12 protein-coding genes are annotated in these 14,023 nt (G+C 65.0%); 4 read left to right on the plus strand and 8 right to left on the minus strand.

Going from position 1 to position 14,023, the window contains the following annotated elements; all coding sequences use genetic code 11:
* The 4 genes from HV675_RS24340 to HV675_RS24355 all read right to left on the minus strand — a co-directional run.
* The coding region (locus tag HV675_RS24340; protein WP_175113977.1) for a J domain-containing protein at positions 1–580 on the minus strand (580 nt) is incomplete at its 3' end.
* 245 nt (positions 581–825) lie between these two features.
* Positions 826–1,413, minus strand: coding sequence for a hypothetical protein (locus tag HV675_RS24345; protein WP_175113980.1), 588 nt, complete (start codon positions 1,411–1,413; stop codon positions 826–828).
* A 119-nt stretch (positions 1,414–1,532) separates the two neighbouring features.
* Positions 1,533–1,979, minus strand: coding sequence for a hypothetical protein (locus HV675_RS24350; protein WP_175113982.1), 447 nt, complete (start codon positions 1,977–1,979; stop codon positions 1,533–1,535).
* A 69-nt stretch (positions 1,980–2,048) separates the two neighbouring features.
* Positions 2,049–3,812 carry a cholesterol oxidase substrate-binding domain-containing protein gene (locus HV675_RS24355; RefSeq protein WP_175113984.1) on the minus strand — a complete coding sequence of 588 codons (1,764 nt, stop codon included), beginning with the start codon at positions 3,810–3,812 and terminating at the stop codon, positions 2,049–2,051.
* Between the two features lie 373 nt (positions 3,813–4,185).
* Here HV675_RS24355 and HV675_RS24360 point away from each other — a divergent pair, with 373 nt between their 5' ends.
* Complete coding sequence (locus HV675_RS24360) at positions 4,186–4,683, plus strand: nuclear transport factor 2 family protein (protein WP_175113986.1); 498 nt, start codon at positions 4,186–4,188, stop codon at positions 4,681–4,683.
* A 34-nt stretch (positions 4,684–4,717) separates the two neighbouring features.
* On the opposite strand, the gene HV675_RS24365 is transcribed toward HV675_RS24360, so the two are convergent.
* Positions 4,718–5,281, minus strand: coding sequence for a cytochrome b (locus tag HV675_RS24365; protein WP_175113988.1), 564 nt, complete (start codon positions 5,279–5,281; stop codon positions 4,718–4,720).
* Between the two features lie 296 nt (positions 5,282–5,577).
* Between HV675_RS24365 and HV675_RS24370 the strand changes: the two genes are divergently transcribed.
* Both HV675_RS24370 and HV675_RS24375 read left to right on the plus strand, forming a co-directional pair.
* Complete coding sequence (locus HV675_RS24370; protein WP_175113990.1) at positions 5,578–5,784, plus strand: hypothetical protein; 207 nt, start codon at positions 5,578–5,580, stop codon at positions 5,782–5,784.
* Between the two features lie 464 nt (positions 5,785–6,248).
* On the plus strand, positions 6,249–7,277 hold the full coding sequence (locus HV675_RS24375) for an AraC family transcriptional regulator (protein WP_175113992.1): 1,029 nt from the start codon (positions 6,249–6,251) through the stop codon (positions 7,275–7,277).
* 75 nt (positions 7,278–7,352) lie between these two features.
* Here the strand turns inward: HV675_RS24375 and poxB are convergent, their stop codons facing one another.
* Together poxB and HV675_RS24385 are read right to left on the minus strand one after the other, a co-directional pair.
* On the minus strand, positions 7,353–9,086 hold the full coding sequence (poxB, locus tag HV675_RS24380; RefSeq protein ID WP_175113994.1) for a ubiquinone-dependent pyruvate dehydrogenase: 1,734 nt from the start codon (positions 9,084–9,086) through the stop codon (positions 7,353–7,355).
* A 364-nt stretch (positions 9,087–9,450) separates the two neighbouring features.
* The gene (locus HV675_RS24385) at positions 9,451–11,364 is read right to left on the minus strand and encodes a sensor histidine kinase (protein ID WP_175113996.1); all 1,914 of its coding nucleotides are present in this window, start codon (positions 11,362–11,364) and stop codon (positions 9,451–9,453) included.
* A 298-nt stretch (positions 11,365–11,662) separates the two neighbouring features.
* Between HV675_RS24385 and HV675_RS24390 the strand changes: the two genes are divergently transcribed.
* Positions 11,663–12,664, plus strand: coding sequence for a substrate-binding domain-containing protein (locus HV675_RS24390; protein WP_175113999.1), 1,002 nt, complete (start codon positions 11,663–11,665; stop codon positions 12,662–12,664).
* A 92-nt stretch (positions 12,665–12,756) separates the two neighbouring features.
* On the opposite strand, the gene HV675_RS24395 is transcribed toward HV675_RS24390, so the two are convergent.
* On the minus strand, positions 12,757–13,695 hold the full coding sequence (locus HV675_RS24395) for an SMP-30/gluconolactonase/LRE family protein (protein WP_175114001.1): 939 nt from the start codon (positions 13,693–13,695) through the stop codon (positions 12,757–12,759).
* Positions 13,696–14,023: the final 328 nt, after the last annotated feature.

Genomic DNA, 14,023 nt, shown 5'->3' on the forward strand with positions numbered 1-14,023 from the left:
GGCTCGCGCCCGGGCTGTGCGGGCGCGCCGCCGTTTTGCGGCGCGCCGCGTTGGCATGCGGCGCGCCGGCACGCGACTGATGCAGCGCCCAGACGCTGTCCGCGATGCGCGCCGCGAGCAGCGGCGGGCAATCGCGGCCGAGCAGCACGCCGAAAATCACGTCGCGGTTATGGCCTTGTTCGGCAAAGCGCATCGCAAACGTGACGCGCTCCGCGTACCTTGCTTCGGCCGCGGCCTGTTCGGCGCGCTCGCGCCGCGCCCGCTCGGAGCGCTCGTGATCGCGCTGCTGCTGTTGATGCTGCTGCTGGTGCTGTTGATGCTGGCGCTGGCGCTGGCGTTTCTGCTGGGTTTCCCAGCGATGCATTTCGGTCGCGTAGACCAAGTCGTAGACTTTGCGTTTCTCGGGATCGGACAGGATCTCGTACGCGTCCTTGATCTCGAGGAAGATCGTACGCACGGCTTCCTCGTTGCCGGCATTGCGGTCGGGATGCCACTTCATCGCGGCTTTGCGGTAGGCCCGCTTGATTTCAGCGGCGCTCGCATCTTCCGCTACGCCGAGCTTTGAGTAAAGGGTTGCCATGTCGGATCGACGCTCGATACGGTTGGGCGCATCGTAGCATGGACGCGTTGCGTCGCGCGTGGGCCAGCATACACGCGGCGTCAGGATTGGGCGCACGTGCCGGTGGTCCGCGCGGCATGCGTGTCAGTCTGTCGGACGGCCGCGCGGCACGCGGTTGAACAGGCGCACGCGCCTCGCCGAGGTCATGCGGCACGCGCGCCGTCGGCCAGCCGGCCGCTGAGGCCGGCGCCGGCGGCGCGCGACGCTCACGCCACCTGGCCGCCGGTGCTGCCGAGGAGGCCGCCGAACATGTTCATCAGACCGGCAAGCGGTCCGGCCGGCGCGATCGACATGCTGGCGGCCGCGAACGAGCCGCCGCCGGCGAATCCATTCGACCTGCCGATGCCGCCGCCGGATGCGTCCGAACTCCAGTGCATCGACACGCTTTGATGGTCGCTGTAGCCTCGCGCATCGCCGCGGCCGATTGAATGCTCATGGCCCGCGTGATGGCCGAAGCAACGCCCGTCGCCATAACGATTTTCGCCGCCGGAATGGGCACGCGTGGTCGTAGTCGATTGCGTGATGCTGCCGTCGACGCCGCGGCTCGTGCGCGTGGTGGTCTGTTCGAACGCGCCGCCGCGGTTGCCGTGGTGCGATGCCGAACCGGACGCGCATGCATGCGCACCGCGGCTCTCGCCGCACGCCGCGCTCGCGTGGAAGCTGCCGTTGCCGGAGCGCGGCGCGCAGCCGCCGGCATGGGCGCCTGAGCCGCCGACACCCCAGGCATTCGCCTCGGCATGCAATGCGCCTCCGAAGTCGCCACACATCGCTTTCGCTATCGCTTGAATACACATGACTGTTGTTCCTTGTGAGTGAGGATGCCAGATGACCCATCTGGCCGGGTATCGACCGGCCCCGTCGGCGCGGTGGCCGGGCAATCTCTGCTGTGCGACGCGCAGCGTTGCGCGTGCGCTCAAAACTCGATATCCATACGGATGCTGGCGGCGCGCGCATGGCTGCCGTCGAAGCCTTCGTGCGGCTGTGTGCGATCGCAGCGCATGCCGTGTCGGGCGCGACAGGCCGACATCGACCCGTCCCAGTCCTGTTTGCGCTGCGCCGGATCGTTGTCTCCGCGCGTGGTGCAGCATGACGACCCGCCGATTCCCCATTCATCCTTCATGTGGTAGTCGATATCGCCCTTGCCGCCGAGCGCGCGGCCGAGACCTTCCATCGCTTTCATCGCGCCGTAGCCGAGCGAGTCCGCGAGAAAGTGCACCGGCGTGAGGATGCCGGTCGCGTTGAATGCCGCGCCGACGGACGAGATCGCACGCGTATTCAGCAAGCGGTTGAAGCCGTCGACGCCGTTGATGATGCCGTTGCCGAGCGGGTTGCCGCCTTGATTGGAGATTGAAGAAACCACAGTCGCTTCCTTGTCGTGGGTGATGCCAGAGTGCCCGTCTGGCCGGGTGCCGGTCGCCGTGCGCCGCGCTCAGGGCAGCAGCCGGTCGAGCAACGGGGACGAGAAAATCCGCTGCGGGTCGTACCGGTTGAGCACCGCACACGCGGCGTGCCATGTGGCGGCGGCCGGCTGCCCTTCGTTGAAGAGCGCGGGCAGGGTCGAGCCGATCAGCGTGGCGTCCTGCCACGCGGCGGCCTCGGTGTAGCCCCATCCCTTGGACCACTCGGGCCGCACGCTTGCGTACGAGCCCGCGTAATTCGACAGCATCCATTGCTCGATTTCGCGGTAGAAGCGATTCGCCGCCGGCGTACCCGGCATCGTCAGGATGTCGAAGTAGATCGCGGTGTCCCAGTCGGGCCGGTCGACGCGCGGCCGCAGCGGCGAAAGCAGCGGCGCCGCCGCGCCGGCGCCTGCGCCTGCGCCTGCGTCGGCGGGCTGGTCGAGGCCGGTCACGCGAATTTCGACGGGCCCGTTCATCGGATATTCGCCGCGCGCGCGATAGACGTCGACGCGGTTCTGATAGCACTGCGCGAACTCCGCGATCGCGCGCTGCACGTGGTCGCGCCGCGTCAGCACCGCATAGCCGTTCGCGGTGACACGCAAGGTCGACGGGCGGATGTACTGCAGCAGGTTTCGCGACCAGCCCCACAGGTCCGACGACTGCGTGAACGCGAGGCCGGCGCTGACAATCGACATCTGTGTCTGCCCGAAGAGCGGCGTCACAGCGCATTCGCCGCGTGTGACGATGCGCTTGACGAGATCCGATAGCGGCTGCGGGATCGAATCGCAGAACGGGTAGTTGAACGGTCTTGTCACCGCGCGCGACAGGAGCGGCTTCACCGGTTGCACGGTCCACACCTTGAGCCAGGGGCAGCTCGTGAACGGAAACCAGATCGCTTCCATGCGGCCCGACTGGTCGAGAAACGACGCGACCGTGCGGCCGCGCGAACCGCTCGGCGCGAACAGTTCGGCGGCCGGGATGTCGGTGAAACTCTGGCAGCGAAGACGCTGGTTCGCGCCGGCCGCGAGCGTCACCTCGACGATCAGCGCGCGGCCGAGATGCACGAGGAACGCGCCGCTTTCCGGGTCGCTGCGCGTGAAGGTGCGCAGCCCGTATTGCTGCCGGCCGCTATCGAATACGACGGCCGTCAGCGACAGGATCAGGTTGCTGAGCGAGCCATACGTATGTCCCGGCAACGGCGTTTCGCGTGCGGCGGCAAGCCCAGTGCCGTGTGCGCCGATCGCGAGCGCGCCGCCGAGCGTAACGTCGCCGGGCGCGGGGCAGGCGGTGACCCCCAGACCATAGCTTTCGAGCGTCCCGAGCAGCGTGTCGAGCGATACGCCGGTCTGTGCGGTCACGCGCGCGGGCCGCGCTGCAAGCTCGACCGTGACCTTCGTCAGCGACTTCGTCATGTCGAGCAGTACGACCTGTTGCGCGGCGCCCCCTGCTTCGAGCGTGAGCGGCGACCAGTTGTGCATGTGGCCGCGTGCGCGCACCCGATACCCGTTCGCACGCGCCCAGTTAACGATCGCGACAACGTCTTCGCAGGTCGCGGGCGCGGCGGTCCAGACATTCGCGACCGCGATCTCGCCGCTCCAGTTCTGGAACGCTTCGCGATATAGCGCGATGCCGGACGGGAAGCCCGGCGGCGTCGGCCCCGCGTCTTGCGCGTGCGCGGCGATCTGATAAAGGGGCGTCCATCCGCTCGCGACGCCCGCCGCGGCGAGCGTCGCGATCCGTGCCACGAATGTGCGGCGCGGCCGTGCGGAATCGTTCTGGTGGTGTTGGGCCATATTTTTTTCGAATTGCCTTTGTCAGGTCGGATGAGCCGTCAAGCCGGATCGGCGCGCGCCCCGGGGCACGCCGCGACGCGTTGTGCTCGATGTGCGTCGCGGATACATGCTAGGGACTGGCGTGCGCCGCGGGTCATGACTATCCATCGCGCTCGCGCTGGCGTGCGTCGCGCATCGATACCGGTGGGCATTCGGGAATAGGGTTCCGGCTTCGCGTGTTTTGAAAAGCGGAGGCATGCGGTACGAGCGGGCGGTCTCGCTGCGCGGCAAGGGCCCGCTCGCGCCTCCCCACCCCTGAGGGAGCACGCAAGCGCGGCATACCGGTCCCGCGCACGCGAAGCCGGCGTATTGGGCGAACCGGAAGAGGGCAACCATGAACGACCTGCAGGCGGAATACGCAACCCGCGCGACCCGCACGGACAGCGTGGACGCGATTCTGTCGCGCCGCCCGATAACGGCGAGCGACGAAGAGAGATGTCAGTACGCGCTCGACCTCGTGGGCCTGTATCTGCAGCAGGAAAATGCGCAATGGCTCGACGAGTGCCTGCGCCTCTGTGCATTCGATGCGGTGTGGGACGCGCCGTTACGCCATGTCAGCTACAGCGGGCTGACGGCGATTCGCGCGAACTATCTGCGGTTCTTTCGCAACGTACGCGATTTGCGCTTCGAGCCGCTCGAACAGTTCGCGACCGCGGAGCGCGTGTTTGTCGACTCGCGCCTGAGATTCACGCTCACCGGCGACGCGCTTGACCATTGTCCGTTGCCGGTCGGTGCGCACGCGAGCGTGCGGCGCCTTTGCACCTTCCATATCGCCGACGGGCTGATCCGTCGCGCGACCGGCTATGAAATCTGGGAACAGGACGACGCGTGATACGCGTTGCGCGCATCACGCGGGTTCGTCTTTGTCATTCTTCGTTAGACACCCTCAGCATCCGCACGAGCGTCGCGTCCTTGAACACCAGGTGATGCACGATCGCGGCGAGCGCATGCAAGCCGATCAGCCAGAACGCCGCATTGCCGATCAGAAAGTGTGCGTCGTGCAGGAACTGATGCGCGGCCGGGTCTTTTGCGAAGAGGCGCAGTTGCACGCCGGTGCCGGCTAACTGCACCGCGCTGCCGCCGGTGTTGACCATCGCAATGCCCAACAGCGGCTGAACGAAGACCAGCAGATACAGCGCGAGGTGCACGAGCCGGGCGAGGAACAACTGCATGCGGCTGTGCGGCAGTTCGCGCGGCGTGCCGTGCCACAGCATCCACAACACGCGCAGCACTGAAAGGCAAAGCACAACCGTGCCGGCCCACATGTGCACCGCATTCCACATCAGGCGGCTATCCGAACCTTTAGGTCCGCGTATTTCGATTGCAAAGAGGCCGACGGCGATGGCGAGCGCTGTGGCCCAATGAAAGAAGATCGCAAGCCGCGACCAGGAGGAGGAGACACGGGCAACAGGAGAAACAGTTTGCGACATGGGTGTAAGTGTCCTCGCGAAGCGAAAGAAAAATCGGATGGTTCCTGAAACGGCGCTGCGATGCCGTTCAGTGAAACGCAGCGGCACCAACGCTTATTCCCGTCCGATACACGCACGCGCGAAGAGTTTTGTATTGAATTGTGTTGGATTGCTTCGCAATCGGACACGTCGACCTCGCGTGCGCGAGCTCGCTATTGTTGCGGGCCTGTGCGCGCGGACGTCGAGCCGGCGTGGCGGAGCGTAACTTTTGAAAGCGCCGAGCAGGTTCCGCCGTTTCGTGCTGCATCGAAATTTTCGTGTCTCGCGAAGAGCCGGCCGCATTTGTCGAAGGCACGCTGGCCGGCAGTGCGGCCGGTCCTGGAGATCGCACGAAGGGTGGCTATCTGCTCGCATGCGCGAGCCGCGCGTTGCGTTCGAGGCTCGATCGATTGCCCGGTTTCCATCTTGCGCAGCCGTCCACCGGGCAAATGGTCGCAGCGCATCCGAGCGGCGATCATCGCTGATGAGCTTGCATAAGCTGCACACTTTCGCTGAAGTTCGCTGGCCGTATCAGATCGAATTCAGTCCGGATTCCATCTGAACGTTGACGTGGCTGTCCGCCGCAACGACCATCGGCTTTTCAAAGATGATCGACGAACCCGCGTTTATCGATTGCGCTGCGAAAGGCGCCTGTTATCCGGTATTCGTTGAAGAACCGCACGGCGCGCCGCGTTGCGCGCCACAATGACGATGCGGCCGCCGCGCCTTGCGGACGGGTCGCTTGCGGTGATGTGGCATGGGTGTCACACGTGTCTAACGGATAGACATGATTGGCGCATCGTGCCATGTCGACTAGCATCGAAACCATGCTCGAAGCGACGCGTTCGCGCCTCGTCTGGTGCGAGTCGACGCAGTGCCCGCCGTCGTGCCGTCAGGCGGCCGCGTCGCCGGTTGTGCGTCGCTTCGATGCGTGGTCACGGAGCCCATCATGAACACAGACAAGAAACGTATCGGCACCGGCGGGACGCACGCATGCGCTCACGACGACGCACCTGCGGCGGCGCCGCGGCGCGTCCTGGTTGCACCGGAGGAAAGCTGGCGCGTGCCGCCGGGTCAGCCCGCGCTGCATTTGCACGAGATGCAAGCTATGCGGGCGAGCACTGCACTACCTGATGCACTCGAAGCGCGCAGCGACTATGTGATCGCGTCGCGCTGGACGCGGCAAAGCGTCGACGGCGTCGAACACACGAGCACGAGCAGCGCCGACCAGCACACGGTCGGCATCGTGCTGAAGCCGACCATTGCGCGTTTTCGTTGCGGTTCGCTGCTGTATGACGGGCAACTGGCGCCGGGCTCGATGCATGTGACCGATCCGGGTGAAAGCGCGCAAGCGGTGTTTCGCGCCGCGTGCGACGTGATTCATCTGTTCATTCCACAATGCGTGCTCGCCCGGCAATACGAAGAAGCGTTCGGTCATCCGCATGCGGGGGAGCTTGCGATCGGCGTGTCGCAGATCACGCGTGACACGTCGCTCGAGCGCTTGAGCAGGGCGCTCGCCGAAATCCAGTGCACCGATGCGACGTTCGCTTCGCTGTACGTCGACAGCATCTGTATTGCGATCGTCGCACGATTGCTCGAGCGGCATTTCACGCTGCGCACGCCGCCGACGGTGACGCGCGCGACGCCGTTGCCGCCATGGCGCTTGCGCCGTGCGTTCGACTTTATCGAGGCGCACCTCGCGGAGCCGGTGCGGCTCGGCGACATTGCGGCGAGCGTCGGTCTCACACGCATGCATTTCGCCGCGCAGTTCCGCTGCTCGACCGGCTGTACGCCGCACACGTATCTGCTGCGGCGGCGCGTCGAACATGCACAGGGTTTGTTGCAGCACTCGGAGAAAACGCTGCTCGACGTCGCGCTGGATTGCGGCTTTCGCAGTCAGGCCCACTTCACGACGGTCTTCAGGCGGCTCGTCGGCGATACGCCGAACCGCTGGCGTATCAAGGCGCGGCTCGACTGAGCGGCAGCGCGCGGGCGGCGTGCCGGCGCGCGCGTCAGCGCACCGGCATGATGTCGCGTCGCATTCGCCGCCGCGCTATCGCCAGAGATTGGTCTGCGCGAGGTTGATCACTTCGTCGGTCTTGCCGTTCAGAATGGCTCTCAGCATGTAGAGCGAAAAGCCCTTCGCCATTTCCAGATTGATCGCGGGCGGAATCGCAAGCTCCATCCGGTTGACCACCGCGTCGATCAGCACCGGTCCGTCATGCTTGAGCGCGGCCGCGATACCCGCTTCGACCTCGGACGGTTTCTCGAGTCGGATACCCTTGATGCCGACCGCTTCCGCCATTGCCGCGAAGTTCGGATTGTCGAGGCCGGTACCGAACGGAATGAACGATGTCGATTTCTGCTCGAGCTCGATAAAGCCGAGCGCACCATTGTTGAACACGCAAACCTTGACCGGCAGGCCGAGCTGCGCGAGGCTCAGGAAGTCGCCCATCAGCATCGTGAAGCCGCCGTCACCGGACATCGAAATCACCTGGCGGCCAGGAAACGCCGACTGCGCGCCGATCGCCTGCGCCATCGCATTGGCCATCGAGCCATGCCAGAACGAACCGAGCAGACGCCGTTTGCCGGTCATCGCGACATAGCGTGCGCCCCACACGGTCGGCAGGCCGACATCGCAGGTGAAGATCGCATCGTCGCTCGCCTGGTCGCTCAATGCCTTTGCGATCTGCTGCGGGTGAATCAGCGCTGCGCGCGACGTTTCGAGTGCGAGCGCGTCGAGTTCCTTGCGGGCCTTCCGATAGTGTTCCTGCGCCTTGTCCAGATGCGCGCGGGTGGTCCGCTTGACGAGCTTCGGCAGCAGCGCGGCCAGCGTCGTCTTCACATCGCCGACAATGCCGAGATCGAGCGCGGCCCGCCGTCCGAGATTGCCGGGCTCGTGATCGATCTGCGCGATCTTCGCTTCGTATTTCGACGGATAGAACTGCATATACGGGAAGTCGGTGCCGACCATCAGCAGCATGTCGCAATCGCGCATCGCGTAGTAGCCCGACGAGAAGCCGATCAGCCCGGTCATGCCGACGTCGTACGGATTGTTCGCCTCGACGTGTTCCTTGCCGCGCAGCGAATGGACGATCGGCGACTTGAGCGTGTCGGCGAGCGCCATCACTTCAGCGTGCGCGCCCGCGCAACCGGAGCCGCACAACAGCGTGACGCGCTCGTTCGCGTTGAGCAGATCGGCGAGCGCATCGATGTCCTGTTCGGCCGGCGTGAGCACGGCGCGCGGCGGCACGAGTCCGGCCGGCGCAAGGGTCGGCGCCTCGACGGCTTCCTGCAGCGCGACGTCGCCCGGCATCACGATGACCGATACGCCGCGTTTGCCGATCGCCTCGCGAATCGCGATTTCAACCATGCGCGGCATCTGGCCCGGGATCGACACCAGCTCGCAGTAATGGCTGCATTCCTTGAAGAGCGTTTGCGGATGCGTCTCCTGAAAATAGTTGCTGCCGATTTCGCGCGATGGAATCTGCGCGGCGATCGCGAGCACCGGCACCCGGTTGCGATGACAATCGAACAGGCCGTTGATCAGATGCAGATTGCCCGGCCCGCAACTGCCCGCGCAGACGGCGAGGCTGCCGGTCAGGTGCGCTTCGGCGCCGGCCGCGAATGCGGCCACTTCCTCATGGCGCACGTGAATCCACTCTATGCGGCCGTTTTTCCGGATCACGTCCGTCAGGCCGTTCAGACTGTCACCGACGATGCCATACACACGCTTCACGCCCGCTGCGAGCAGGACGTCCACGAACTGGTCGGCTACGATCGTCATTGCTGTTCTCCTGTTGAACCCATCAAATCATCGAAGGATGCGATGCCATGCGTGATGCAAGAAAACTGCAAGGCTGCGCGCCTCGCCAGCGGTCGATCAACCCGCGGTGGACGGCAACGCATCCTGGCGTTGTAGACGATGGCCGCCGCGTTTGCAAGGCAGGTACGACGCGTATAGACCGGCTGGCGCACGGACGGTTTCGCTGCATCGGACGTTGCGCGTGACTGGACGGCCTGGATGGATCACGCGTTCGTGCAAAGCCGACAGCATGTTCGGTTTCACAAAAAAGTGCGTATGCAAGCTGAACATGCTTGCCGATACAACCCTGGCGAAAACAGTATCGCGCCCGCCGGTGCGCGTCGGTTTACTCGCCGGCCGGAAGCGTGAACATGAAGCGTGCGCCGCCGAGCGTCGATTCGTTATCGGCCGTGATGCGTCCGCCATGTGCCTCGATGATGGTCCGGCAGATCGCGAGGCCCAGCCCCATGCCGCCTTCGCTTGTCGTGAAGAAGCGGTTGAAGAGCTGCGCGAGATTCTCCGCGGGGATGCCCGGGCCGTTGTCTTCGACCATGCAGCCGACCGTGCCGGACGCCGGCACGGTGACGGTCAGCGCAATTTTGCCGTTGCCGGAACCAAGTGGGGCGAGCGCCTGCATCGCGTTGACGGCGAGATTCACGATGACCTGCTGCAGTTGCGTGCGGTCCGCCATGATGCGCGGCGCGCGAGGCGCGGGCCGATGCCAGACTTCGGCGCCTCTCGTCTGGATTTCGTGGCCGAGCAGCATCAGCGATTCGTCGATCACTTCGTCGAGATAGAGCAGATCGCGCCGCGGCGCGCCTTTGCCGGCCATCGCGCGGGTGCGCACGATGATGTCGCTGGCGCGGCGCGCCGACGCGAGCGTGAGCGCGGTCAGCTCGCGCACTTCATCGAGCCGCGGCTCGGGCCGGTTCAGCCAGTTTTGCACGGCCTGCGCGCTTGCCGCGACCGCGCCGAGCGGCTGATTGATCTCGTGCGCAATCGACGCCATCAGTTCGCCGAGCAGCGAGATCCGGCCGGCATGGGCGAGGTCGGTTTCCAGTTGCTGCAGCTTGTCGCGCGTGCGCACCCGCTCGCTGATGTCGATCAGCGCGCACAGGGTCGGCGTATGGAAGCCGAGCGGCCTCGCCCGCGACAGCATGCACAGCACATCGATCACGCGGCCGTCCAGCGTCGCGACTTTCATCTCTTCTTCAAAGCGTGTGTCGCCGTGATAGCGGCTCTCGAACGCGCGGCGCAGCGTGCTGGGGCTTTCGGTCCATAGCCGTCCGGCGGGGCCGGTCAGTTGCGCGGCGTCGCGCGCGTGGAAGAGCTCGACCGCGCGCGCGTTGACTTCGTCGATCGTGATTGCGCTCATCAGCCGGCGCAGCACGTCCGGATGCGCATCGAAATACGCATTCAGATCGATCACGCCTGCATCGTGCAGCGCGGGAAAGAGATCGAAGTTGCCGCGCATCTGCATCAGCGCGATCGGCATGTTGTGAAACAGATGCCGGTAGCGCTGCTCGGCCTCGCGCAGCGCTTCTTCCTTGCGGATACGCATCGCGACGTCCTGGGCGAGCGCATCGTTGGCGGCTTGCAGGTTGCGATAGGCGAGCTGCAGGCTGGTGCACAGATCGTTGAACGACATCACGACCTGATCGAGTTCGTCGGGCGCCGCGGGCGGCCGGCGCTTCAAGACGAGCGCGCCCGCCGGCCGATGAAAATCGTAGCGGCGCATGAACTGCGCGATCGCCGTGAGATGGCGCGTGACGAGCCGCGAGAAGACGAACAGGATGAACAGCGACACGAGGAAGGTCTTCGCACCCTGGCTCACCAGGATGATGAGCGCTTCGCCCATCAGGCGCCGGTACACGTCGGTCAATGCCGCTTCGATATAGAGCGTGCCGATCTGCTTGACGGTGCCTTCGACGACACGGTTGATCGGCAGCTCGCGCGTGAGTACCGGCGTGCTTTGGCGGCGCCGGTCGGCAATCACGAGCGGATTGACGGTGCCGGTTTCGCGCACGGACACCGCCTGGATGTCGGGCAGCTTGAGGATGCTTTCGACTTCGATACGCAACTGCTCATGGTCCAGATGCCACAGGCTTTCGCCGATGATATCCGGATAGCCTTCGCCGATTTCGTTCAGACGCCGCTCGATCAGCTCGACGTCATAGCGGTAGTCCAGATACAGCTGCACCGCGGTCATGATCAGCGTGATCACCGAGCTGAAGATCAGCACGCTGATCAGAAGTCGCATGCCGATACCGCGGCGCATGCCGGCCACGGTTCGCCACGGCTCGCCAGTCTCGCTGGCGGAGGCCGGCGGCAGCCATCCGTCGGTGCGCTCCGTACCCGCCGCGGACGCGCGGTCAGGCTCGGGCGTGTCGGGCGCAAACGTGGCTTTCGCTCGCCGTGGCAAGTCTGGCACCCCCCGGTTCAAATCCAGCCTACTAGTATAGTAAGTACGTCTGCGGGAAGCAGTGCGGCTTGTGCGATTAAGGTATGAAGCAAGCGACGCTTGCGGGGGTGATGAGCGCACACGGAAAGGTGAGGCGATGAACGGCGAACGGTTGCTGCGCAGAGGGTTTCAGGTGGTCGCTTGCGTTGCGGGCGTGCTCGGCGTAACCGGCCTCGCAGGCGTCGCCGGCCTCGCGTGTCTCGCCGGCGCGAGCCCGGCCGCGCACGCCGCGGATTACGGAGCGGTGCTGGCGGGCGCGCAAAGCGAATTCTGGAAGGCGATGGAGCAGGGCATTGCACAGGCTGCCACGGAGCGTCGCGTGCAGATCGTGGTGCGCAGTCCGCTGGACGACGATCCGCAAACCACGTCGCAGAACTTGCAACTGAAGATGGTGAAATGGATGATCGACACCGGCGTCAAGTCGATCATTCTCGCGCCGATTCCGGTCAATGGTGTGAAGACACCGATTCCGTTGCCGGTGCCGGTGGTGTTCGTCGATCGCCCGAGTGACGACTATCGCGCGCTTGCCACCATCTCTACAGACAATTATGCCGCCGGGCGTGTTGCCGCGCGCACCTTGCAACGGAGCTTGCCGCGCGGGGCGAAAGTCGGCGTGCTGAGGCTCGCGCCCGACGTCGTATCGACGAGCGCACGCGAACGGGGCTTTATCGATGCGGCCAGAGAGATGGGCTTCGAGCTTGTCGTCGACGCGTATATCGGACACGGCGTGCACGAGCCGACGCTTGCCGCCGTCGACGCGATCAAGTCGTATGGCCGTCCGCTCGATGCAATTTTCACACCGACTGATTTAACCACGGTCGCCGCAGTGCGCGCGATCGACGAACTTGCGCCGAAGCAGCGCCCGAAACTCGTCGGCTTCGACTACCGGCCGGTCTTCAAGGAGTACCTGAAAACGGGTGTGCTGTACGCGGTGATTGCGCAGGACGCGTATCAGATGGGCTATGTCGCAATGCAGACGCTGCTGAAGGTCGCAGCCGGCGAGCGCGTGCCGCAGGAAATCAGCATCGACGTGCTGTCGCTGACCGCGGACAATATCAGCGACCCGGTGATCAGCATGAAGCTGCGGCAGTATCAGTAGTTGCCGCGGCTTTGGCTAGCTGTACTTGCCGGCGTGCATGATCAGACGATAGTGCGCATCCTGAGCGCTCGCGCGTGCGTTCGATTGCGCGGTTAGCCGCCCACTGCGCCCTGCGTATTGACGAACACCGAGTAGATCGATTGCGATGCGACCATAAAGAGCCGATTGCGTGCGCGGCCGCCGAAGCACAGATTCGCGCAGCGCTCCGGCAGCGCGATGCGGCCGATCACACGGCCGGCCGGCGTGATGACCATCACGCCGTCGAGTTCGTCGCTGCCCATGCCCCAGCCGCACCACAGGTTGCCGTCGATGTCCGCGCGCATCCCGTCGATGGTCGCGGCGCCTGCATCGAAGAACACGCGTCCCGCGCCGATGCGGCGCCCATCGGCCGACATCTCGTAGACGTGAATCCGCTTGCCCGGCACGCCGCGCGATTCGATGATGTAGAGCTGTTTTTCATCCGGCGAAAAGCACAGGCCGTTCGGTCCTTTCAGATCGCGTGTGACCACGCTCGCTTCGCCGCTCGCGCCGTCGATCCGGTACACCGAGTGCGGCAGTTCCGGTTCGGCCTTGATGCCCTCGTAATGTCCGGCGATGCCCATCGGCGGATCGGTGAACCAGATCGAGCCGTCCGATTTGACGACCACGTCGTTCGGCGAATTGAGGCGTTTGCCTTCGAACGATTCGAGCAGCACCGTGATGCTGCCGTCGTATTCGGTGCGCGTCACGCGCCGGCCATGTTCGCAGGTGACAAGCCGCCCCTGGCGGTCGCGTGTGTTGCCGTTCGCGAAGTTCGATGGCTGCCGGTACACGCTGACGGCGCCGGTTTCCTCGTCCCAGCGCAGCATCCGGTTGTTCGGAATGTCGCTCCACAGCAGATAGCGGCCATCGCCGAACCAGACCGGCCCTTCGGTCCAGCGGCAGCCGGTCGCGAGCCTTTCGACGGCGGAGAACGCGACGCGGTACGTGTCGAACGCAGGGTCGAGGGAAATCACGCGTGGGTCCGGGTAGCGCTCGGCCTGCTGCCACATGGAGTGTCTCCTTGGTCGGACGGTCGGGGAAGGGCGACCGGACCAGTATACGCGAAATTGAGTAAGCGCTTTCTCTTGAAATCGACCTCGATATCTCCTACAGTGGCCGAACTGTCAGCGTTCTGCGTCTGATCCGTGAGGCGGATGCAGAATGACGATGCATTTTGAGCAAGCGATTACATTCGCGCACGGCCGGCCTGGCTGTCATTCCCCCTGATGCCAGTACGCGAGGCTGCGCGAAAGCGGTACGAACGCTGCACAAGGTCGCCCGACACGAGGCGCGCAGCGTGTCCCGGACGAGGACCACCATGACAAACGGAGACAGGCT

The organism is Paraburkholderia solisilvae (assembly GCF_902859875.1).
Taxonomy (GTDB): Bacteria; Pseudomonadota; Gammaproteobacteria; order Burkholderiales; family Burkholderiaceae; genus Paraburkholderia; species Paraburkholderia solisilvae.